The organism is Streptomyces sp. NPDC107522 (assembly GCF_055657525.1).
Map to the genome: position 1 here is coordinate 1 of NZ_JBVKAU010000008.1, position 22,500 is coordinate 22,500.

Sequence of the window (22,500 nt, forward strand, 5' to 3'; positions counted from 1 at the left end):
AGCCGGGGTCGGCCACCTCTCGACGCCGGTCCGCGTCATTCAGCCCGTCCGGCGTTTGAGGACGAGGCCCCTTCAGGGCCGAAGCGGGGGTCTGGAGGCGGCAGCCCCCAGCGGGGTCGAAGGGGCGGAGCCCCTGGGGGATGGGAATGGGTAGGGGCGGCGGGGGCGAAAAACCACTGGGCCGCCGCACCGCACGCCCGTACGATCCGCCCCATGCCAAGCCCACACGGCTTCCTCTACGAGGCCCACCCAGACGGCACCATCCGCATCACCCACCACGGCCACCCCGCCACAACCCTCCGCGGCCACCGAGCCGACGAGTTCCGCGCAGAGGTCGAAACGGGCGACCCCCAGCTCGTCATGGCCCGCTGGACCGGAAACTACAAACGCGGCAACGAACGCACCGCCCGCAACCACCCCCGCAATCGCCGCTGACCCCGCCGCCACCTTCCACCAAATGGCCCCTGAGTAAGGGAACGGTAAAACGCCTCCGCTCGTTCACCGGGCATGACAGCTATGACCCCCGGCTCGAACATCCCTCTCTCCGCCACGCGCGTGACGGTGGACGTCGCCGCCCCGGTGCGGCTCGACGTATCGGGCCTGCTGCTCACCGCCGACGGCAAGGTGCGCTCCGACGACGACTTCATCTTCTACAACCAGCCCAGCGGCCCGGGCGTGACGTACCGCTCGGGCGGCGGCACCAGCCCCGACGCGATCACGGTCGACACGGCGGCCGTACCCCCCGGCATCGAGAAGATCGTCGTCACCGCCAGCCCGGACGCCGCCGGCCAGACCTTCCAGGGCATCGAACCGACGGCCACCATCCGCAACGCGGACGACAACAGCGTCCTGGCGACGTTCACGCCCCCGCAGCTCGGTACCGAGACGGCCCTGGTGATCGTCGAGGTCTACCTGCGCAACGGCCAGTGGAAGGCCCGCGCGGTCGGCCAGGGATACGCCAACGGACTGGCGGGCATCGCGACGGACTTCGGCGTCACGGTCGAGGAACCGGCCCCGGCCCCCACGCCCGTGGCCCCGCCGCAGCCGGCCGCCCCACCGCCGCCCGTCATGCAGCCCCCGGTCGCCCCGCCGGCCCCACCCCTGTCGACTCCCCCGGCGCCCGCCGCTCCCCCGGCCCCGCCCGCGCCTCCCGCCCCGGGCGCCGGAAAGATCAACCTCGACAAGGGCCGGGTCAGCCTCCAGAAGAACCAGACCGTCTCCCTCGTCAAGGGCGGCCGCCCCCTGCTCTCCCAGGTCAAGATGGGCCTCGGCTGGGAGCCGGCGTACCGCGGCAAGGACATCGACCTGGACGCCTCGGTCATCGCCTACGGCCCGCAGCGCAACCACATCGACAGCTGCTACTTCGGCAAGCTCCAGATCGTGGGCGGCGCGATCCGCCACTCCGGCGACAACCTCACCGGCGAGGGCGGAGGCGACGACGAGGTCATCACCGTGGACCTCGGGCGGCTGCCGCAGGAGGTCACCGGACTGGTCTTCACCGTCAACTCCTTCTCGGGGCAGAAGTTCACCGAGGTCGCCAAGGCCTACTGCCGCCTCCTCGACGCCGCGACCGGCGAGGAACTCGTCCGCTTCGACCTCACCAACGCCGAAGCGCAGACGGGCGTGATGATGGCGAAGTTGATCAAGCAGTTCTCCGGCGAGTGGGAGATGACGGCCATGGGCGACTTCGTGAAGGCCCGCACCGTACGGAACATGGTGAAGCCGGCGGCACAGGCCCTGTAGTCCCACCGCCTGCCGCGTTCGCCGTACGACGTCCAGGGCGCCCCCACCCCACAGGGGCGCCCGGCGAGTTGGGACCGCCGGGCACGCCGACGAACAGGGAGGGCCTACGAACGGCCAGGGTTGACGACCGATGACGGCCTACGAACACTCAGGCGCCGATCATGCCGAGGCCCGCACCACCAGCTCGGGGATGACCCACGCGTCCGGGCCGGTCATGGGTTCCTCCCCCGCCCGCAGCCGGGCCACCTGCTCGACGGCCAGCCGGCCGAGCCGCCGCTTGTCTATGTGCAGCGTGGTCAGGCCTGGCTCCACCAGCTCGCCCAGCGACAGTCCGTCGAAGCCCAGCACGGCCAGGTCGTCCGGGACCCGCCGCCCGCGGCGCCGGGCGGCGCGCATCGCGCCGACGGCGATGAGGTCGTTGAAGGCGAACACCGCGGTGATCTCGGGCCGTGCGTCGAGCAGTCGCTCCATGCCGGCCTCGCCCCCGGCCACACTGTGCTCGTCGCACAGCTCGGTCCACTCCTCGTCGACGGGCAGTCCGTGCCGCCGGGCCTCCGCCAGGAAGGCCTGCCTGCGCGGGCCGGGGCCGTGCACGCCGTCCAGCATGCCGATCCTGCGGTGACCCGCCGCCACCAGGTGCGCCATGCCCTGTTCGAGCCCCGCGGCGGCGTCGATGCCCACGGCCGCGAACCGGGTCTGCTGCGGGCCACGCTCCAGCAGCACCAGCGGTACGCCGCCGAGGTGCCGCGCGAGCACGTCGTCCGGGCTCTTGAAGTAGCCCACGACCGCGTCCGCCTGATGGGACAGCACATCGAGCGCGTCCCGCTCCCGGGCCTCGTCGATGCGGGAGTCCCACACGACCACCTGCCAGCCGCGCTGCTCGGCCGCCTCCAGCACTCCCGCGGCCACCTCGGGGAAGAAGGGGTTCATCAGGTCCGGTATCACCAGACCCGCCGTCACGGTCCCCTTCTGCACGAGGCCCCGCGCGAAACGGCTCGGCCGGTAGTCCAGCAGCCGTGCCGCCTCCAGCACGCGCTCCTTCGTGGCCGGGTCGATCTCGCCCTGGTCGTTGACCGCGCGGGAGACCGTCTGCCGGGACACTCCGGCCAGCTTCGCGACATCGTGGATCGTGGCCCGGCGGCGAGGGCCGTCCGGCCGTACGAGACTCGGCTCCCGCCCCTGATCGTCCGCCCACACGCTGTGCACTGTACGCTCCGCTGGAGAAGCCGCGACAAGAAGTGCCGCGATAGGACGTCGGTCGTCTGCGGCCCTCGTCGGGGCTGGTCGCGCCCACGCGGCGGAGCCGCATATCGACACAGCCCCGCGCCCCTGGGGATCGGCGCTTCGCGCCTGATCCCCCTCTTCGGAACAGCGCGCCGTACCACGGCTCGGCTCAGGCAACCCAGGGCCAGTCGGCATCCCGAGCGGCCTCGAGCAGGGGCACCATCCTGAAGGCCGCGTCCGACAGGCCGCCGAAGGTGTGCCGGTTGCCCTTCCCCGACGGGCCGTGGCCCGCCCGGTACCCGGCGAGGTTCCAGGTGTAGACCGGCACGTGGGCCGGGACCTGTTCGGTCGGGTCGCCGTGGTGGCTGGGCGCGTACTGCTCGTCGGTGACGATCAGCACCCGGTCGTGCTTGCGGTAGTGCCGGCGCACCGCCTCGGTGGTGTTCGTGCCGCCGAGGTCCCCGAACCGCTCCAGCACCTTCAGCACCGACTGGCCGCGCCGGAAGGCGACCTCACGGCTGTCCGTGCCGAACTGGACCAGGTCCGCGTCCGCCGCCCGCAGCGCGAGCGCCGTGCCGAAGATCGCCGCCGCGTCGGCCCGGTTGAGCTGCGAGCGGTCGGACAGCCGCGACCAGAACATCGAGCCCGAGCGGTCGACGAGCACCAGCGTGCGACCGGGCAGCCCGGGCACGTTGGCCAGCGAGTGGCCGAGCGCCTGCTCCAGCGGGTACGCCCAGCGCAGCGAGGGCGCGTGCTGGTACGCGGCGAGGTACCGGAAGGGGAACTGCCGCGAGCGCGCGACCTCGGCCGGGTCGCTGATCCGTGCCGCGACCCGGGCGGCCACCTCGTCCGAGACACCGGCCTCGTCGAAGTTCCGCAGGTTGCGCACGAGCGCCATCGCGCCCATGGACGGAATCACGGCCTCCCAAGCCGCCTTGTCCATCGGCCCCTGCAGCCAGCCGGCCAGTGCCTCCCACGTCATCCCGGCCGCCGCGAGCCGCTCGGCACCACCTTCCGACGTCACCACCGCACGCCGCTCCCCGACGGGCAGCGTCATCAGCTCGCGGTGCGCGACCAGAGTCCGGCTCGAAGCCGGTGGCAGCGCGGTGTCCGGGTTGTGCCGCCGGTCGAGGGCGTACCGGAACAGCTCGCCCTGCCACGGCCTGTCCGGGTCCGGGGCCGCGTGCACCAGGTTCAGGACGTCGCCGAAGCGGTAGCCCTTGGACGCGGTGTCGTACTTCAGCAGCGCCTTGCCGCTGTAGAGACGCCGTACGGCGTCGGCGATGCCGCGCTTGACCGGCTTGGGCACGTTGCGACCGTACGTCGCCGTCCAGTACGCGAGCAGCTCGCCCGGCTCGTCCGGCCGCTGGAGCACGGAGGCGACGACCTGCCGGTTCGAGGGGCCGTCGGTGACGCCCGCGTCGAGGCGGGCCTTCACGTACTCGGCGGCGCCCACGATCGAGGCCGTACGCAGATTGCCCTCGCCGCGCAGCCAGCCGAGCAGGCCGGCGGTCCAGGTCGAGTCGGTGACGGCGAGCTCGGCGACAAGACGCGCGAACCTGTCGTCGCGGTCGGCGCCGGTCTCGTAGAAGGTCTTCTGTGTGACGAAGTTGGCGACCGCGAGCAGGAAGAGCTCGGAGCGCGCGTCGCGCTCGCGACCGCGGCCGCCCTCGAACGTGCGGAGTATCCGGCCCGTGGAAGTGACCCGCGATATCGGCTGCGCCTTGGCGGCACGCCTGTTGAATCGCGCCATGGTGAATTCCCCCCGAATTCATGGATGTTTTCGGAGGAGGCGCGGCAAAAGGTGGGTGCCCGAGATCAGGTTCGGCGACGGCCTTGCTCACCTGGCGCGTCTTCCCTTTCCGCCACACCGGTCGCGAACCGGTGACGGGATTCGAACCCGCACCCGTGGTCTTACGGACCAGATCCCTGAAGTATCCGCTGCCTGCGCACCGGGCACCCACCATGAGCTGCGCCTCCCGAGATCAAGTCGGCCGCGGCACTGGATTCTCTTTGCAAAAGAAGTAGCCGCTGCCTTCGCACCGGGAGGTGCGATGTAGTGATCTCACTGTAGGAGGCGCAACTCGGGTGGAGCGAACCAATTAAGTTCAGCCGCGCTTCTGGCGCTTCCATGGCCCGGTGATGGCCAGCATGATGCCGGGCGACTGGATGTTGGCGTACAGGGTCCGGCCGTCGCACGAGAAGGTCACGCCCGTGAACTCGCTGTATTCCGGCTCCTGTTCGGTGCCGATGTTCAGTTCGTTGCGGGCGATGGGGTAGGTGCGGCCGCTGTCGGTGGCGCCGAAGAGGTGCTGGACGCCCTCGCCGTCCTCGGCGATGACGAGGCCGCCGTACGGGGAGACGGTGATGTTGTCCGGGCCGTCGAAGGCGCCGTCCTTCGAGGGGTCGGGGTTGACGCCGAGGAGGACCTTCAACGTCAGCGTGCGGCGCTTGGGGTCGTAGAACCAGACCTGGCCGTCGTGCTGGACAGGGCTCTCCGCACGGGCGTAGGAGGAGACGACGTAGGCGCCGCCGTCGCCCCACCACATGCCCTCCAGCTTGCGGGCGCGGGTGACCTCGCCGTCGGCGAACTGCTTGCGCACCGGGGTGGTCTTGGCGTCGCGGTCGGGGACGTCGACCCAGTCGACGCCGTAGACGGTGCCGATCTTCGTGGCGCGGGACAGGTCGTCGACGAACTTGCCGCCGGAGTCGAAGCACTTGGGGGCCTGCAGGACGCCCGCGTCGTCGGCGAGCGTGCGGAACTTGCCGCGGCCGTACTCGAAGCCCTTCGGCGGGGTCCAGCGGAAGAAGAGGCCGTTGGGGGAGGCGGCGTCCTCGGTGAGGTAGGCGTGGCCGCGCTTGGGGTCGATGACGACGGCCTCGTGGTCGTAGCGGCCGAAGAACTTCAGGGGCTTGGGGTTCTTGTTGGCGCGCCGGTCGACGGGGTCGACCTCGAAGACATAGCCGTGGTCCTTGGTCATGCCGTTGGTGCCGGCCTTGTCGGAGTTCTCCTCGCAGGTGAGCCAGGTGCCCCAAGGGGTGCGGCCGCCCGCGCAGTTGGTGGAGGTGCCGGCGATGCCGACCCACTCCGCGACCTGGCCGTCGGGGCGGACCTCGACGACCGTGCAGCCGCCGGACGCGGCGGGGTCGTAGACCAGGCCCTCGGTGAGCGGGACGGGGTACTTCCAGTTGGCGCGCGGGCCCTTCAGCTCGTGGTTGTTGACGAGGAGGGTGGTGCCGCGCGGGCCGTCGAAGGTGGCCGTGCCGTCGTGGTTGGAGGGGGTGAACTCGCCCGACTCCAGCCTGGTCCTGCCGCTGTAGGTGATGACGCGGTACTTGAATCCGGCGGGCAGTGCCAGGATGCCCTCCGGGTCCGGGATCAGCGGTCCGTATCCGACGCCGCCACCGTAGGCGTCCGCGGACTCCTCGCTCGCGGTCTCGGACTCCGTGGACGCGAGCGCGTTGGGCGCGGTGCCGAGAACGCCGGCACTGCCCGCCAGCGCGACCCCGGCCCCGGTGATCGCGGAATTTCTGGCGAAGTCCCTGCGGGTGAGCGACATGGTGTCTCCTGTGACAGTGAGTGCGCCGTGGAGGGTGGCGGACTTCGGATCGGCGCCACAGTCCCGCTCACCCCTGAACGCTGGTTGAACACCAGACGTCCTCAGGGCACTCGCTTCCATGAATCAACGCCGGGCGCAGCAACGCCCTCAGGGGCGCGGGGCTGTATCCATATGCGGCTCCGCCGCGTGAGCGCGACCAGCCACCCTCAACCGGCACCCGCACAACAAGCTCAACCACCCTGTTGCGACCGCGCCTTGAACGCGGCCTTCCGCGCTTCCTTCGCGATCTTCTTGTCCGGATGCAACCGCCCCATCGCCTCCAGCACATCCGCCGTGGCCGGATGATCCACCCGCCAGGCCGCCGCGAAGAACCCGCTGTGCTGCGCGGCAAGCCCCTGCACCAGCGCCCTCAGCTCGTCGGAGTTCCCCTCGGCCGCCAGCTGCGCGGCCACCGTGTCGACGGTCAGCCAGAACACCAGGTCCTGGGACGGCGCGGGAACGTCGGAGAACCCGGCCTCGCTCAGCCAGACCCGGGCCAGCCCACCGAGCTCCGGATCGTCCAGGACCTCCCGCAGCGCCGGCTCGGCCTCCGCACCCACCAGGGACAGCGCCTGCTGACAGCGCAGCCGCCGCAGCGGCGCCCCCGCGTCCAGGCCCCGTGCCGCGGCCAGCAACTCCCGTGCGGCGGCGAGCGGTTCACGCCGGGCCAGCCACTGCTCGGTCTCGGCCTGCGCGGCGGCCTGCGGGTAGGTGGCCGTGCCGTCGAGGAGCGCGTCGGCGCCCTTGTCGGCGAGGTCCCCGACCGCCGGTGCCTCGAACCCGGCCTCCAGCAGCCGGGACCGCAGCCCGTACCGCCCGAGCGGGGTCAGCCGGACCATGCCGTAGCGCGACACGTCGGTGTCGTCGAGTCCGGCCGGCGGCTCCTCGGCGGCGGCCTCGGCGTCCGCCATCAGCGCCTCGTCCACCGGCTGGTACTCCACGAGACCGACCGGTTGCAGCAGCCGGAACTGGTCGTCGAGGCGCATCATCGCGTCGGACACCTGCTCCAGCACGTCGTTCGTGGGCTCGCCCATGTCGCTGGGCACGATCATCGACGCGGCGAGGGCGGGCAGCGGTACGGGCCCGTCGTCCGGGCCGTCCTCGCTGACCGTCAGCAGATACAGGTTGCCGAGCACCCCGTCGAGGAACTCGGCCTCGGCCTCCGGATCCCAGTCCAGCGAGGAGAAGTCGACCTCGCCACCGGCGTCCATGGCGTCGACCAGGTCGTCGAGGTCGGGCACGCTCGCGTCCGCGAGGACCGTCTCCAGCGCGCCCAGCCACACCCCGAGGACGTCCTGCGGGGAACCGCCGGTCAGCACCACCAGTTCGGCGCCGGCCGCGACCGTGCCCGCGTCCTCGTCGACGACCTCGACCAGCCCGGTGTCCACGGCCACCCGCCACGCCTCGCTCGCGTACGCGGCGGCGTCGTCCCCGCTCAGCCCGAGCACCTCGGCGGCGGCGGGCAGCTGCTCGTCGACGAGCCCGCCCCCGGCGTCGACCCGGGTGTCGGGCCCGGCCCAGCGGGCCAGCCGGGCGGCCCGGGAGAGCAGCGGCGTGGACAGCGCGTCCCGCGCCAGCTCCGCCTCGGGGTGCAGCCGCACCGGCGGCAGGGGGGAGCGGGAGCTGTCTGACATCGGCTGGTTCTCCTAGGGCGCTCTGCATGGCCGTACACATCACGACGCATCACGGCTCAGCCGTGGCACATCACGGCTCAGCCGCTGCACAACACGGCTCAGCCGCTCAGCCTAGACGGATTTCCACCCATGCCGCCCGGTTCATGTACCCGTCAGGCTGCGTACATGGCCGAAACCTTGACAAGTGGCCTGAGCAGGCAGGAGATTACGCGCGTAGAAATCTGGCGGACATCTGTTCACTGTATTTTCTACGCGCGTTGCCGCCGCCCCACCGGTCGCACCCCCCCACGTTCCACGCACCACCCTCGTCCCGGCACCCATGTATGTCCCCGGAGGGATCCCGTTGCCGAGCAAGAAGTCCGCGCGTCTCGCCGCGCTCACCGTCGCCGCCGTCTGTTCCGCGGCGTCCACTGTCGTTCTGACCGTGCCGGCGCACGCCGACTCCGTGCGCATCCACGACATCCAGGGCAGCACCCGAATATCCCCGTACGCCGGCAAGCAGGTCACGGACGTGGCCGGAATCGTCACCGGCGTGCGCACCTACGGCTCGTCCAAGGGCTTCTGGATCCAGGATCCGAACCCCGACGCCGACCCGGCCACCAGCGAGGGCGTCTTCGTCTTCACCAGCTCCGCCCCGAAGGTCGCCGTCGGCGACTCGGTCCTGGTCTCCGGCACGGTCGCGGAGTACGTCCCGGGCGGCGCGTCCTCCGGCAACCAGTCGCTGACCGAGATCACCAAGCCGACGATCACCGTCGTCTCCGGCGGCAACGCGGTCCCGGCCGCCAAGGTGATCGATGCGAAGTCGGTCCCGGCCGCCTACAGCCCCGAGGGCGACACCGCCGCGGGCGGCTCGGTCAACGGCCTGCCCCTGGAGCCCGCGAACTACGCCCTGGACTACTACGAGTCCCTTGAGGGCGAGAGCGTCCAGGTCGCCGACACCCGCGTGGTCGGCGCCACCGACCCGTACACCGAGCTGTGGGTCACGGTGAAGCCGTGGGAGCACCGCAACCGCCGCGGCGGCACGGTCTACGGCTCCTACGACGCCCAGAACACCGGCCGGCTCCAGATCCAGTCGCTCGGCAAGACCGCCGACTTCCCCGTCGCGAACGTCGGTGACGTCCTGGCGGGCACCACGGCCGGCCCGCTGGACTACAACCAGTTCGGTGGTTACACCCTGGTCGCCAACCAGCTCGGCACCCTCAAGAGCGCCGGTCTGGAGCGGGAGACCACGCAGAAGCAGGCGCGCGGCGAGCTCGCGGTCGCCACGTACAACGTGGAGAACCTCGACCCGTCCGACGCCACGTTCGCCGAGCATGCCTCCGCGATCGTGAACAATCTCCAGTCGCCCGACATCGTGTCCCTGGAGGAGATCCAGGACAACAACGGCGCCAAGAACGACGGTACGGTGGCCGCCGACCAGACGATGCAGAAGCTGATCGACGCGATCGTCGCGGCGGGTGGCCCGACGTACGACTGGCGCTCGATCGACCCGGTCGACAAGGCCGACGGCGGCGAGCCGGGCGGCAACATCCGTCAGGTGTTCCTGTTCAACCCGGAGCGGGTCTCCTTCACCGACCGCGCGGGCGGCGACGCCACCACCGCCGTCGGCGTGACCAAGGAGCGCGGCAAGGCCGCCCTGACGGTCTCCCCCGGCCGGATCGACCCGGCGAACGCGGCCTTCGCCAACAGCCGCAAGCCGCTGGTGGGCGAGTTCCTCTTCCGCGGCAAGACGGTCTTCGTGATCGCCAACCACCTCAACTCCAAGGGCGGCGACCAGGGCCTGACCTCGCAGTACCAGCCGCCGGCCCGGTCCTCCGAGGTCCAGCGGCACGCGCAGGCGACGGCGATCCACTCCTTCGTCAAGGACATCCTCGGCACGCAGAAGAACGCGGACGTCATCGCCCTCGGCGACATCAACGACTTCGAGTTCTCCGGGACCGTGGACATCCTCGAGGGTGACGGCGAGCTGTGGTCGGCGATCAAGTCGCTGCCCAGGAGCGAGCGTTACTCGTACGTCTACCAGGGCAACGCCCAGACGCTGGACCAGATCCTGGTCAGCCCGTCGATCCGGCGCGCCTGCGACTTCGAGTACGACAGCGTGCACATCAACTCGGAGTTCAACGACCAGATCAGCGACCACGACCCGCAGGTGCTGCGGTTCCGGCCGTAGCGTCCGGTGCCTGTCAGGGCTGGCTGAACACGCCGTTCAGCCAGCCCTGCCAGGCGGCTTCGCACTCCTTGATGTCGGCGCCCGGCGTGAAGTCGTGCAGGGAGATGCCGACCCGGTAGCCCCAGTGGTTGCGTCCGAAGACGCGGGTGAGGCCCCGGTCCGTGCGCAGCCCGATGAAGTACGGGTTGCGGAAGTCGACCACGGCCTCGAACTCGTCGGGCCCGTGGACCGTCAACCGCGTCCCGGGGGCCACGTCCTCCCCGACGCCCAGCGCCCGCCCGACGGCGGCGAGGGCGTCGGCGGCCTTCGACGCCTCGGGGCCGTCGAAGGTGGCGAAGGCGGCCGGCCGGGGCGCGAAGTGGGCCAGGTACTCCCGCAGGGTGTGCAGATAGAAGTCGGTGTGCTTGGCGGCCCCGTCGTACTGGTTGTCCCAGTCGTCGACGAAGATCCCGCTGTGCACGTACCGCACCCAGGCACGCCGGCCCTCGTCGCGCGGTTCGATGGTGTAGTCGAGCTGGTTGGCGGTCTGCTCGGCGATGCCCTCGACGTCCTCGACGCGGTTGGTGTAGCGATGCGGCGGGTCCCAGGCGGTGACGGTGGACCCGAAGGGCCCCTTGCCGCCGACCTTGGGCTCCGGCGGCTCCATCGGCCACAGATAGCCACCGGTCCCGGTGGTGATCGCCTCCCACACCTCCTCGGGGGTGGCGTCGACCTCGAACTCGCGGGCGATCTCGAATTCCTTCTTCTCTGACATGGCGGGCTCCTGGGGCCTACTGCTCGAGTTCCTGGGTGGGCTGATGGTCCTCGACCGTGGGATCGGCCGTGGGTTTGACCGTCGGATGTACGGCGACGACGATCCGGTGGTCCCGGCCGCCCTCGGCGCCGGGCGCGTCGTACTTGCGGATCAGCGCGCTCACGCCGGCCGTCAACTCCTCGATGAACGCGGCCCGTTCGGCCGCCGAGGCGAAGCGGACCTCGCCGTCCAGCGCATACGTCGCCAGCCGCTTGCGGGCCTTGGCCGCACCGGTGATCAGCGAGCCGACGTCCCGGACGAGCCGGGCGCCGAGCGCCAGCAGCCAGCGGGCGGAGAGCTGGTCGCGGAAGCGGTCCGGGTCCGGTTGCACCGAGGCGAGGGCGAGCGGCGAGATCACGTACGACGCGGCGGTCGCCCGCATCAGCCGCTCGGTGACGTTGCCCTTGCGGCGCTCGCCGGCCAGCTCGACCAGGCCGTGCCGCTCCAGCGCCTTGAGGTGGTAGTTCACCTTCTGCCGGGGCAGTCCGACCTTGCCGGCCAGCATGGCGGCCGACGCCGGTCCGGCCGCCAGCTCGGCGAGCAGCCGGGCCCTTATGGGGTCCAGGGAGACGGCTGCGGCCTCGGGGTCCTCGATCACGGTGACGTCCAGCATGGGTCCACCGTCTCACCGAAAACTTTTTTTGTCCAGACGGTTGCAGTGTTCGGTGGGGTGGCGCCGGGCTTCAGTCCGGGACGAGGCCCAGGGCGTGGTCGTACCGGGTGACCGTGCTGCCCTTCAGCCCGGGCCAGTTCTGCACGCGCTCCCACAGGGCGGACCCAGAGCCGACGCCCTCACCGGGCTCGGCCAGGGCGTCGATGTGGTGCTGGGCGGTCTCCCACTCGGCGTAGTTGAGGACGCGCGTGCCGTCGGTGCTCAGGTGGAAGTGGGCCGCGATTCCGCCGGGACGCGGGTTCGGCTCGCTGTCCAGGGCCTCGAAGACGGCGTCGACCCAGGCTCGCTGCCGGTCGGGGTCGGGCCCCTCGAACTCGACGTCGACGATCACGATGCAGCCCGGCACCAGAGCGCCGTGGTCGTCCCGGGTGCCGCTGCGGTAGTGCCGGTACCGGTCGAGCCTCAGCCGCTCGATTCCGGGGACGGCGGTGTCGATCTCGTCGTTGCGCTCCTGGCGGTGGATCTTGACGAAGGCGTCGTAGGCCTGCTCGTCCCTCCACTGCGAGTAGTGCAGGAGGGTGGAGCCGTCGTGGCCGGCGTAGACGTGGTAGCCCAAGAGGCCGGCGGCGGGCCAGGGGCGGCGCTCCCAGGTGCCGGCTATGGCCTCGACGGCCTGCTTCTGCCGTTCGGGGGTGCCGACACGCCAGGTGCTGAAGAAGGGCGCCCCGACCTCGGGACGGGTGAGGTCGGGGCGGGTGTCGGTACGGCGGGTCATGGCGGGCTCCCGTGGCTCGGTGAGGGGTGATCGGTGATCTCTGCACCGACTACCCTTCAACCTCAACCTAGCTTCAGGTCAAGCGCGTTGAGGTGAGACCCGCACTCGACGACAGGACCCGCGTTCGGATGGGACCCGCATGTGGGACGGGACCCCCATGGGGGACGGGACCCGCATGAAGGCGGCCGCCCGTCTCACGGGTACTGGCGCTGCTTGCGCATCACCTCCACCACGATCACCGCCAGGACGACCGTGGCCACCACCGGACCCCGATGCCGCAGCCCGAACCGGACGGCGGTCCGGAGCGGATACGGCACGTTCTTCTCCACGGTGTGACCCGCCCGGGTCGCCCGGTCCTGCACGGTGTGTCCGGCCTGGCCCGCCCGGCCCTGGACGGCATGACCGGCATGGCTCGCCCGGCCCTGGACGGCGTGGCCCGCATGGCTCGCCCGGTCCTGCAGGGTGTGCCCCGCGCGCGTCGCCCGGTCCTGCACCGTGTGGCCCGCCATGGCCGCGGTGCTGCGCAGCTGTACGGTCATCGCGCCGGCCTTGTCGCGCAGGTCGGCGGCGCGTGCGCGCGCGCGGCCCTTCACGTCCGCCTTGCCCGCCAGCTCCTCGACGGTGTCGCCGAGTTGCTTCCTGGTCCGCTCGATCTGGCGGCGCAGCTCGTCGGGTCCCTTGGCGCCGCCGGTCGCCTTGCCGACGGCCGCCTTCGCCGCGGAGTGGGCCTTGCCGCCCTTGTCTCCCGCCTTCCTGTGCGTCATCGATGCGCCCTTTCCCTGATCTCCTCGACATCGGCCCTGACGCTGCCGAGTGCCTCCTCGGGCTTCGGGGGTACCGCCCGCCGCAGCTGGGCGCGGCCCGCCGCGGCCAGCAGGCCGGCGATCAGGAACAGCGCCCCGGTGACGATCAGTGCCGCGGCCCAGACGGACAGCGTCAGCGAGAGGGCGGCGGTGGCCGTGCCGGCCAGGGCCAGCAGACCGGCGTAGGCGACGGCGCCCGCCGCGCCCAGCAGTCCGCCACCACGTCCGGCGCGCCGGCCCTTGGCGGCCAGCTCCTCCTTCGCGAGGGCGACCTCCTGTCGTACGAGCTGGGAAACCTGCTCGGTGGCCTGGCTGACGAGTTCTCCCACGGAGTGGTGTTCCTCGCGCAGGGGCCGCGCGGTGTCCGTGGTCCCGGTCACGGTGCTCCGCCTCCTCTCGGTTTCGGAACACTCCGGGTACCCGGCGGGGCCCCCGCTACGCCGGACACCGGGACGCATCTGCCAGGCAGCTGCCGTACGCGGCCTGCGGGTGCGTCGTGGCCAGTCGCACCCACGCGGTGGAGCCGCACATCGATACAGCCCCGCGCCCCTCGAGGGGCGCTTCACGCCCCGTCGGCTCTCCCCTCCCCCAGCCGGGCCAGCTGGGTCTGGAACCAGTCGAGGCGGGCCTGCAACAAGGCGGCCTCGGCGGCGAGTTCGGGCACGCCCAGCTCGTCGGCGTCGCCCAGGCCGGCCGCTGCCACGGAGGCCGCCTTCCCGGCCACCACCCGCAGCCCCTCCCCCGCCAGCCGGGCGAACCCCGCGAGCGAGACGGGCGTACGGCCGCGCAGGCAGCCCGCGCAGGAAGGGGCGAGCGCCCGCCAGCCGGGGCGGCCCCAGCCGGCGTCGGCCAGGGCGGCGGCGACCGTACCGCAGGCGCACGGGCCGACCGTGACGGTGCGTACCCGCTGGCGGGCGTAGCGGAAGCCGCGCTCGAAGCGGATGTACCGGCCCAGCACGGTGACGTCGAGCAGGACGGCCGTCCGGTGCTCGGCCGTGCACAGCAGCGCCTCGGCCGCCGCACGGTCGTGCACACAGTGGAAGCCGCAGTCGCAGCGGCGGCTCGGCGCCCGGTGCCGCAGGCCGTAGACGCAGGACGCCTCGGCCAGGACTCCGTACGGCAGCGCGCCGCCCAGCGACACACCGGTGAAGGCGGCCCGGGTGCCGTCCTGGGACAGCATCGGGTGGGCGATCTTGTATCCGGTCGGCGGCTCCGTCGGGCGTTCCTCCGGAAGCCGCAGCCTCATCGGGCGGCCGGGGCCTCTTCGGGCGCGGACGCCTCGACGGCCGTGATCTCCGCGATCTCTTCAGCCAGTTCGCGTTCTTCGTCGTGGGTCTGCGGCCGCTCTTGCGCGACTCCGGTGGCGAGTGCCTTGCCGAGCTTCATGACGCCTCCCATGACCAGGGGTCGTTGACCGTCCCGGCCATGGTGACCCATCACGGCCGACTTTGGACATAGGGCCTACAACGGCCAAGGGCGCCCGCGACAGCCTCAACTCCTCAGCATTGCTTACCAGCACCTCGTAGAAGAATTAAGTGGAGCTAATCAATCGCCCCGCCGACACTACTCCCATGACGACGACCACCGCCTCCGTGCCTCCCTTCGGCCGCGCCCTGTGCGCCATGATCACGCCTTTCACGCAGGCGGGATCGCTCGACCTCGACGGCGCGCAGCGGCTCGCCGACCGGCTGGTGGGCGAGGGCTGCGACGGGCTGGTGCTCTCCGGTACGACGGGCGAGTCGCCGACCACGACGGATGCCGAGAAGTCGGAGCTGGTCAGGGCCGTCCGGGAGGCGGTGGGCGACCGGGCGTCGGTCGTCGCGGGGGTGGGCACCTCCGACACCCGGCACACGGTCGAGCTGGCCCTGGCGGCCGAGAAGGCGGGCGCGGACGGCCTGCTGGTGGTCGCGCCGTACTACAGCAAGCCCCCGCAGGACGCCGTCGAGGCCCACTTCCGCGAGGTCGCCGACGCGGCCGGACTGCCGCTCGCGCTGTACGACATCCCGGGCCGCACCGGCACCCGTATCGAGCCGGAGACGCTGATCCGGCTCGCCGAGCACCCGCGGATCGTCGCGGTGAAGGACTGCTCCTACGACTTCCTCGCCGCCCAGAAGGTGCTCGACCGCACGGAGTTGGCGTACTACGCGGGCTGCGACGAACACAACCTCGCGCTGTACGCGGTGGGCGGCGCGGGGTATGTCAGCACGGTCGCCAATGTGATCCCCCGTCACCTTCGTTCCGTGCTGGACGCCTTCGAGGCGGGCGACACCCCCGCGGCCGCCCGCCTCCAGCAACGCGCCACGCCGCTCATCGAGTCGATGATGGCGGCGGGCCTGCCCGGCACCGTCACCGCCAAGGCCCTGCTCAACGAGCTCGGCCTGCCCGCGGGCCCGGTCCGCGCACCGCTGCGGCCCGCCGGCCGCGAGGCGGTCGACGGGCTGCTGGCGGTGTACGCGGAGCTGACGGACGGCTGATCAGCGCTCGGCGAACACGGGCTGCCACTCCAGGTCTGGAGGTCGTCGTCCATGACCCGTGTGCCACTGAGCGGTACGACCTTGTCGCTGCCGATCGTGACCAGCACCAGCCGGTCGCGGTACGGCTCCTCCGGGCCCGTGGTCCGATCCCAGGCGATCAGCCGCTTGTCGTCGGCCCAGGCGAGCAGGGTGGTGCCGCGGACCTTCGTGATCTCCTTGCCCGTGCGGGAATCACGGATCGAGGAGTACGACTTGCCGGGGGTGGCGCCGGCCTTCTTCGTCTGGCCGAGGGCGGCGAGCCTGCCGTTCGGGGACAGCCGCGCGCCGACGTCCCAGCGCAGGTGCTTCTCGTCCGCGGGCGGGGCGACCTTGTCGCCCGAGAGGTCGTAGAACTGCTCCAGGCCGTCCTGCGGCCCGAGGACTGCCGCGTACACCAGTCGGTCGTCGCGGCTGAAGGCGAAGTCCGCGCGGCCGACGACCTCGCGGCCGTGCGAGACCTTCGACCAGGAGACCCCGCCACCGACCAGGTCGATCAGGAGGAATCCGGTGCGGCTCGACCTGGGCGGCGTCGCCCACGCGTCCCCGCCGCCGACAAGACTCCCGAGCTTGTCGAGCGCATCCGGATTCTCGGCGTATGTCGTCGCGACGAGTCGGCTGCCGTCGCTCGAGAACGCGAGCCCGCCGACCCCTTGCTGGACCGGGATCCACCGCTCGACCTCCCCCGTCGCGAGGTCGAGCAGCCCGATGCGGTGGGCGGGCAGGCTCCGCTCCAGCACGGCGGCCGTCCTGAGACCGGGTGCCACGGCGACATGGGACCACCGGGTGTCCTTCTCGTACTTGCCGGTCCCGGGATCGAGCAGCCAGTACGTCCGTACGAAGGTTCCCTCGTCCTTCGTCTGCTGTACGGGCTCGCCCGTGCCGTACGCGGCGAGCACCGACCGCCCCGCCGCGATCATGTCCCGCGGCGGCGACTGGTCGGGGTGGGCGCTGACCCCACCCTGCTCCAGGACACTCGCGGGACGTACGTCGTCCTTGCCCGTGTCCAGCGTCGGCACGGCCACCGCGACGGCGACCACGGCGACGGAGGCTGCGGCGGCGGAGGCGAGCCTGCGGGTCCGGCGGCGCCGGCGCACCGCGAGCACCCGGTCGGCGAACCCCGGCCCCGCCGACGGCTGTTCGACGGCCAGCTCCCGCAGGGAGTCACGTACGAGTTCCTCGACGTTCACGGACGCACCTCCATGGGCGAGAAGTCAGGGGACGGCCGGCGCGGAGCCCCGTCCGGCGGGTCGAGGGCGGCCAGTTCGGGCGCGAGGACCCGCAGCCGGGCGAGCGAGCGGTGGGTGGTGGACCGTACGGTGCCCACGGAACAGCAGAGGATGCGGGCCACGTCGGCCTCCGGCAGGTCCTCGAAGATGGGGGTGCCCCCGGGCTCGAGCGAAGCCGAGAGGCTGGGGGAGGAGCACCAGCACGGTGCGCTGCCGTGCGGTCAGCCGGGCGAGCGCGCCGCGCATCAGCAGCCGCAACTCGGCGGCGGGCGCGGTGTCCGGGTTCGCTCCGGTCTCGGGCGGCTCGGCGACGGTCAGCTCGCCTCTCCGCCACTTCAGCCGCCAGCGGCTGATCTGCTGCCGGTACAGGATCCGGCGTACGTACGCCTCCGGTTCGTCGATGCGGTGCCAGCGGCCGGCCGCCTTGATCAGGGCGTTCTGCAGGAGGTCCTCCGCGGCGTGCCGGTCGCCGCCGGCCAGCAGGACGGCGGTCTTCAGCAGCGCGGACGACCGGTTCTCCACGAACTGGCGGAAGCTGTCCTGCGCTTCGGCATCCATCGCCACCTTCTCTTCCCCCGGGCGGGCCCGGTGCCCGCCTCTCCTACCCCTTGTGACGCGTGCGGGGTGCGGCCGCTATGCCGCCGCGCCGGAACAATTCGCGGCACAGGGCGGGGCCCGTACCGCATCCGTGTGCGGTACGGGCCCCGGCCGGGCGCCCTGCCCGGTGCGCGCTCAGCCCCTCAGCCCCAGCGGTACCCGTCGCCGAGGAGCAGGAAGTGCTCCAGCACATCCTCCATCGGATCGTCGACCTGGCCGACGTTGACCAGCCCGATGCGGGGACCGTTGTGCGAGCCCGTGTTGGTCTCGTCGGCGTACGCGGTCCCGACCGGGAGCCAGCACGCGCCCGCCACGGTCAACGCGCCGACCACCAGGCGCAGTACGGTCCTCGTCCGCTCGTTCCTCTTCACTCGACCCCTCATCGGCCCTCGGTCCTCATCTCGTCGGTTCGGCGTGTGATCGGACACTGCGTCCACCCGTTCATCTGCGTGGACCGCGCTGAGGTCACGTGGAGTAACCCGTACGTGAGCGCGCCGCCGTGCCTCTCGGTCACGACGTCGGGCTCGGCAGGGGCGCGGGCACCGGAAGGGTGTCGGTGCGCAGCCGTGCCTCCACGTCCTCCAGGTCCTCGATGGCGTGCTGGAGGTCCTCCTCCAGCACCGTGAAGATCCTCGGCGTCGCGGTCGACTCCCGGAACAGCTCGCAGCGGCGCAGTGCCGCCCGCAGATAGCCGAGGACGGTGCGGATGTACTCGGTGGGCGGGAAGGCGACGTACTGGCTGAGCAGCGAGTCCAGGGTGAGCGAGGCCTTCTGCACGTCGGCCGTCATCACCGAGAACAGGTCCCAGGCCTCCCGGTCCTCGGAGGACAGGCGCGGCAGCAGCCACTCGTACGCCTGATCCCTCCTGACCAGCCCCTCGTGCACGCACCGCCGCACCGACAGCAGGCTGAGCCGGATGTCCGGGGCGATGGGATACACCTGTCCGGGGTCGATCCCGAGGGTCGTGCGCAGGTCGGCGATGTTGGTGACGGTCTTGTCCAGATCGTCCAGGCAGACGCGCAGCAGCGCCACGTTCCGGTAGAACTCCGGATCCCGGCACTGCAGGTCGTGGTAGCCGGCGAGCCGCTCGGCCGCCGCCTTGACGTTCCGGTCGATCAGCGCGATCTGCTCGAACGCCCCCGTGTCCCGCAGGATCTCCAGCGCCTGCTCACCACGGTCCCGGGTCAGCGCCTTGGCGAAGCAGAACCCGGCCAGCGAGAAGAGCGTGCCGATGACGAAGTCCTTCTCCTCGTTGAAGATGTTCCGCAGGTTCTGGTACGCGATCACGGAGATCAGCACCAGCAGGACCACACCGCCCAGTGCCCATCTGTACTGCCGTGTCGACGGCCTGTCACCAAGAATCTCCCGTATCGGCATCGCCTTGCCCCCTTGCGACCGTTGCCGTGGAAGGTCAAGGTTCTTGAGGGCCGGACGGCGGCGTCAAGAGTGGCAGGGGGGTCGCAAGGGGGTGCGCCGCCATACGACGGACGCCCTCCCACAAGCCGGGCCCGGCCGTGAGAGGGCGCTGGTCGAAGGCGGCCGGAAGGGGCCGATCGCCGTCAGTTGTGGCTGTGCAGGATGTCGTTCAGGCCGCCCCAGACCGCGTTGTTCGGGCGGGCCTCGACGGTGCCGGTGACCGAGTTGCGGCGGAAGAGGATGTTGGAGGCGCCGGAGAGCTCGCGGGCCTTGACGATCTGCCCGTCGGGCATGGTGACCCGGGTACCGGCCGTGACGTACAGACCGGCCTCGACGACGCACTCGTCGCCGAGCGCGATGCCGACGCCCGCCTCGGCGCCGATCAGGCAGCGCTCACCGATGGAGATGATCACGTTGCCGCCGCCGGACAGCGTGCCCATCGTCGACGCACCGCCACCGATGTCGGAACCGTCACCGACCACGACACCCGCGGAGATACGGCCCTCGACCATGGACGTACCGAGGGTGCCCGCGTTGAAGTTCACGAAGCCCTCGTGCATGACGGTGGTACCCGCGGCGAGGTGGGCACCGAGCCGCACCCGGTCGGCGTCGGCGATGCGCACGCCCTTGGGCGTCACGTAGTCCGTCATGCGCGGGAACTTGTCGATGGAGGTCACCTGAAGGTGCAGCCCCTCGGCCCGAGCATTGAGCCGGACCTTCTCGATGTCGTCGACGGCGACCGGGCCGAGAGAGGTCCAGGCGACGTTGGCGAGGAAGCCGAACTGGCCCTCCAGGCTCAGGCCGTGCGGCTTGACCAGCCGGTGCGACAGCAGGTGCAGGCGCAGGTACACGTCGTGGGCGTCGATCGGCTTCTCGTCGAGCGAGGCGATGACCGTGCGGACCGCGACGACCTCGACGCCCCTGCGCGCGTCCGGCCCGATCGCCGCGGTGGCGCCACCACCGAGCAGCTCCGCGGCGCGCTCGGCGGACAGCCGCTCACTGCCGGCGGGACCGGGCTCGGCGACGAGCTCGGGCGCGGGGAACCAGGTGTCGAGAACAGTGCCGTCAGCAGCGATCGTGGCAAGGCCGGCGGCCACGGCGCCGGTGGTGCGAGGAGCAGTCGTGTCGGTCATAAGGGCAACCTAACGTGACCCCCACCGCGGGGGCGAACCGACGGGGGTGCGTCTCACGTGCCGGGCGGTACGGCGAAGACGCGGGTCCGGGCCTGGCGACGCCGGTCACGGCATTCCAGCCCGTCCGGCGTTCGAGACCGAGGACACTCTCCACCTCTCAACGCCGGCCCGCATATCTCAGCCCGTCCGGCGTTTGAGGACGAGGCCCGTTCAGGGCCGGAGCGGGGGTCTGGGGGCGGCAGCCCCCAGGAGCCGGGGTCGAAGGGGCAGCGCCCCTGGGGATGGGACGGGTAGGGCCGGCGGGGGCGAAGAACAAACCGCGGTCACGGAATGACCCGCGCCAGCACCTCCCGCGCGTACTCCTCGTCATACGTACCCCCGGCAAGCAGCACCTGCAGACAGATCCCGTCCATCAACGCCACCAGCGCCCGAGCCGTCACCGCGTCCGTACGCCGCGCCAACCGATCGGCAAGCTCCTGCGCCCACTCCGCCGCAACCGGCCGCAGCGCAGGCCGACGCAGAGCGGCGAGATAGAGCTCGTACTCCAGCTCGACCCCCGTCCGCTCCCCCGCAAGCCACTCTCCCATCCACCCCGCGAGCTCGGCGGCCAGATCGGCCCCCGGATCCTCCAGCCCACCCCGCGAGGCGATCACCTTGGCAAAGCCCTCATTGGCCTTGCGCAGAGCGGCGACCAGCAGATCGTCAAGCGTCTTGAAGTGATACGTCGTGGAACCGAGCGGCACATCCGCCTCGGCGGCGACGGTGCGATGACTCAGCCCTCCGATCCCCTTCTCCCCGACGACCCGAATCGCCGCATCGATGATCCGCTGCCGCCGCTCGGGGTCGTAACGCCGAGGCATCAGTGCGCGCCCCCCAGATTCAGCACCACCACACCGACGATGATCAGCGCTATTCCGGTGGCCTTGGCGACCGTCATCCCCTCCCCCAGGAAGAGGATTCCGATGGTGGCGATGGCCGCGGTACCGACGCCGGACCAGATCGCGTACGCCGTGCCGACCGACACCGTCTTCAGGGTCTGGGCGAGCAACACGAAGGAGACGGCGTACCCGAGCACCGTCAGCACGGACGGCCACAACCGGCTGAAGCCGTCGCTGTACTTCAAGGCGGTCGTACCGCCCACCTCGGCCGCGATGGCTGCCGCGAGCAACAGGTATCCCATGTGTACGAGCGTACACAACGTTGCGTACGACCGTACACAACGACACGGCAACAGGTGGGCGGCCGCCGGACCGGGTCAGCAGGTGCGGCGGCGATACCCGGCTTCCCCCGCCGGTACGACATCCAGGTCCCGCAGCACCACCGACAGCCTGTCGCCCCACTCCGCGCACGCGGCGGCGAGGCCGTCCGACCGGTACTCGATGACGAAGACCCGGTCGTCGTAGGCGTCCGCGTAGGCGCCGCACTCGTCGTACTGCCCGCACTCCTCGGCGACCGCGAAGTCGAAGCCGAGACCGCGCCCTTGCCGCGCCAGGTCGGCGGCGTTCTTCTGGCCGATCGCCAGACCGGCGGCATGCGCCCGGGCGGCGAGCAGCTTGCCGAAGGCCATGTCGTCCTCGGCGGTCAGCAGTCCGTCGGACCGCTCGTGCGAGTCGAGGTTGTCGGCCTCGACCGCCTGGAATCCGGCCGCGGCACAGCCGTCGATCCACTTCCCCACGATCCCGGCCAGCCGTTCACGCTTGGCGGCCGTCGAGATGTCCAGCAGGGCCTCGTCCCAGTCCCGGTCGACGACCGGCGTGCCGTCGGCGTCACGGAGCAGCAGGTCGGGATGGTGGGCCTGCCACCAGCCGTCGGCGTCCGGCTGGGCCTGGAAGGCATTGACGTAGCAGATGCTGTAGATCCCCGGCGCCGGTTTCGCGGTGCGGTCGCGGGAGACGGCGCGTACGCCCGCGGGCGGCCGGTAGGGACCGCCGATCTGGTAGTCGAAGGCGACCCCCGGCTCGGGCAGCACCACCTTCCCACCGCCGCCCGGTCCCGCGGACGGCGAGGCGGTCGGGCGGCCCGGCGCGTCGGCGTCGCCCCCGCCGGACGCCGTGCATCCCCCCGCGGCCATGGCGAGCGCACCGCACAGGACTGCGGCCGCCGCCGCTCGGCGGAGGGCCCGGCGGACGCGGTGCACCATGATGCGGGACTCCTCCAGTACGTGATCTCCGTTGCTGCCGCTCATGATGCCCTGCTCAGCAATTCGCGCGCCGGGCAGGACATTTGGCCGGTCGTCAGCGGCGGGCCCTGAGAAATCGATG

General features: G+C 71.4%; 21 protein-coding genes and 1 pseudogene. 4 read left to right on the forward strand and 18 right to left on the reverse strand.

Annotated features, from left to right (window positions below; all coding sequences use genetic code 11):
- Positions 1-213: 213 nt before the first annotated feature.
- Positions 214-435, forward strand: coding sequence for a hypothetical protein (locus tag ACZ7L6_RS25235; RefSeq protein WP_471927541.1), 222 nt, complete (start codon positions 214-216; stop codon positions 433-435).
- 81 nt (positions 436-516) lie between these two features.
- Positions 517-1,743 carry a TerD family protein gene (locus ACZ7L6_RS25240; protein WP_471928101.1) on the forward strand — a complete coding sequence of 409 codons (1,227 nt, stop codon included), beginning with the start codon at positions 517-519 and terminating at the stop codon, positions 1,741-1,743.
- A gap of 159 nt (positions 1,744-1,902) precedes the next feature.
- Here the strand turns inward: ACZ7L6_RS25240 and ACZ7L6_RS25245 are convergent, their stop codons facing one another.
- From ACZ7L6_RS25245 to ACZ7L6_RS25260, 4 genes are all read right to left on the reverse strand, one after another.
- On the reverse strand, positions 1,903-2,940 hold the full coding sequence (locus ACZ7L6_RS25245; protein ID WP_471927543.1) for a LacI family DNA-binding transcriptional regulator: 1,038 nt from the start codon (positions 2,938-2,940) through the stop codon (positions 1,903-1,905).
- A gap of 196 nt (positions 2,941-3,136) precedes the next feature.
- Positions 3,137-4,720, reverse strand: coding sequence for a TROVE domain-containing protein (locus ACZ7L6_RS25250; protein WP_471927545.1), 1,584 nt, complete (start codon positions 4,718-4,720; stop codon positions 3,137-3,139).
- Between the two features lie 355 nt (positions 4,721-5,075).
- Positions 5,076-6,527: an alkaline phosphatase PhoX gene (locus ACZ7L6_RS25255; RefSeq protein WP_471927547.1), complete on the reverse strand. Its 1,452-nt coding sequence runs from the start codon at positions 6,525-6,527 to the stop codon at positions 5,076-5,078.
- Positions 6,528-6,757: 230 nt separating this feature from the next.
- Entirely contained in the window at positions 6,758-8,200 is a 1,443-nt protein-coding gene (locus ACZ7L6_RS25260) for a hypothetical protein (protein ID WP_471927549.1), read from the reverse strand.
- Positions 8,201-8,543: 343 nt separating this feature from the next.
- On the opposite strand from ACZ7L6_RS25260, the gene ACZ7L6_RS25265 reads away from it, so the two are divergent.
- Positions 8,544-10,370 (forward strand): endonuclease/exonuclease/phosphatase family protein, encoded by a 1,827-nt coding sequence (locus tag ACZ7L6_RS25265; RefSeq protein WP_471928103.1) that lies wholly within the window; start codon positions 8,544-8,546, stop codon positions 10,368-10,370.
- Positions 10,371-10,383: 13 nt separating this feature from the next.
- Here ACZ7L6_RS25265 and ACZ7L6_RS25270 read toward each other — a convergent pair whose 3' ends face one another.
- From ACZ7L6_RS25270 to ACZ7L6_RS25300, 7 genes are all read right to left on the reverse strand, one after another.
- Positions 10,384-11,124 (reverse strand): SRPBCC family protein, encoded by a 741-nt coding sequence (locus tag ACZ7L6_RS25270; RefSeq protein WP_471927551.1) that lies wholly within the window; start codon positions 11,122-11,124, stop codon positions 10,384-10,386.
- Positions 11,125-11,140: 16 nt separating this feature from the next.
- Positions 11,141-11,776 (reverse strand): ArsR/SmtB family transcription factor, encoded by a 636-nt coding sequence (locus ACZ7L6_RS25275; protein ID WP_471927553.1) that lies wholly within the window; start codon positions 11,774-11,776, stop codon positions 11,141-11,143.
- Positions 11,777-11,846: 70 nt separating this feature from the next.
- Entirely contained in the window at positions 11,847-12,551 is a 705-nt protein-coding gene (locus tag ACZ7L6_RS25280; protein WP_471927555.1) for an antibiotic biosynthesis monooxygenase, read from the reverse strand.
- A 194-nt stretch (positions 12,552-12,745) separates the two neighbouring features.
- The gene (locus tag ACZ7L6_RS25285; protein ID WP_471927557.1) at positions 12,746-13,315 is read right to left on the reverse strand and encodes a DUF3618 domain-containing protein; all 570 of its coding nucleotides are present in this window, start codon (positions 13,313-13,315) and stop codon (positions 12,746-12,748) included.
- Positions 13,312-13,734, reverse strand: a complete 423-nt coding sequence (locus ACZ7L6_RS25290; RefSeq protein ID WP_471927559.1) for a phage holin family protein — start codon at positions 13,732-13,734, stop codon at positions 13,312-13,314. Before ACZ7L6_RS25290 ends, ACZ7L6_RS25285 begins: the two co-directional genes overlap by 4 nt.
- 182 nt (positions 13,735-13,916) lie before the next feature.
- Positions 13,917-14,600 carry a hypothetical protein gene (locus tag ACZ7L6_RS25295; RefSeq protein WP_471927561.1) on the reverse strand — a complete coding sequence of 228 codons (684 nt, stop codon included), beginning with the start codon at positions 14,598-14,600 and terminating at the stop codon, positions 13,917-13,919.
- Positions 14,597-14,740, reverse strand: coding sequence for a hypothetical protein (locus ACZ7L6_RS25300; protein ID WP_471927563.1), 144 nt, complete (start codon positions 14,738-14,740; stop codon positions 14,597-14,599). Before ACZ7L6_RS25300 ends, ACZ7L6_RS25295 begins: the two co-directional genes overlap by 4 nt.
- Positions 14,741-14,925: 185 nt before the next feature.
- Here ACZ7L6_RS25300 and dapA point away from each other — a divergent pair, with 185 nt between their 5' ends.
- Positions 14,926-15,828, forward strand: coding sequence for a 4-hydroxy-tetrahydrodipicolinate synthase (dapA, locus tag ACZ7L6_RS25305; RefSeq protein WP_471927565.1), 903 nt, complete (start codon positions 14,926-14,928; stop codon positions 15,826-15,828).
- Positions 15,829-17,050: 1,222 nt separating this feature from the next.
- Here the strand turns inward: dapA and ACZ7L6_RS25310 are convergent.
- The 7 genes and pseudogenes from ACZ7L6_RS25310 to ACZ7L6_RS25340 form a co-directional block, all read right to left on the reverse strand.
- Positions 17,051-17,651: pseudogene (locus ACZ7L6_RS25310) on the reverse strand (SigE family RNA polymerase sigma factor).
- Between the two features lie 182 nt (positions 17,652-17,833).
- Positions 17,834-18,061 (reverse strand): hypothetical protein, encoded by a 228-nt coding sequence (locus ACZ7L6_RS25315; RefSeq protein ID WP_471927567.1) that lies wholly within the window; start codon positions 18,059-18,061, stop codon positions 17,834-17,836.
- A 139-nt stretch (positions 18,062-18,200) separates the two neighbouring features.
- Positions 18,201-19,067: a hypothetical protein gene (locus ACZ7L6_RS25320; RefSeq protein ID WP_471927569.1), complete on the reverse strand. Its 867-nt coding sequence runs from the start codon at positions 19,065-19,067 to the stop codon at positions 18,201-18,203.
- 182 nt (positions 19,068-19,249) lie between these two features.
- Positions 19,250-20,239, reverse strand: coding sequence for a 2,3,4,5-tetrahydropyridine-2,6-dicarboxylate N-succinyltransferase (gene dapD / locus ACZ7L6_RS25325; protein WP_471927571.1), 990 nt, complete (start codon positions 20,237-20,239; stop codon positions 19,250-19,252).
- Positions 20,240-20,562: 323 nt separating this feature from the next.
- Positions 20,563-21,099, reverse strand: a complete 537-nt coding sequence (locus ACZ7L6_RS25330; protein ID WP_471927573.1) for a TetR/AcrR family transcriptional regulator — start codon at positions 21,097-21,099, stop codon at positions 20,563-20,565.
- A complete protein-coding gene (locus tag ACZ7L6_RS25335; RefSeq protein WP_471927575.1) occupies positions 21,099-21,419 on the reverse strand; it encodes a DMT family transporter in 321 nt (106 codons plus the stop codon). Before ACZ7L6_RS25335 ends, ACZ7L6_RS25330 begins: the two co-directional genes overlap by 1 nt.
- 75 nt (positions 21,420-21,494) lie before the next feature.
- The gene (locus ACZ7L6_RS25340) at positions 21,495-22,424 is read right to left on the reverse strand and encodes an endo alpha-1,4 polygalactosaminidase (RefSeq protein WP_471927577.1); all 930 of its coding nucleotides are present in this window, start codon (positions 22,422-22,424) and stop codon (positions 21,495-21,497) included.
- Positions 22,425-22,500: the final 76 nt, after the last annotated feature.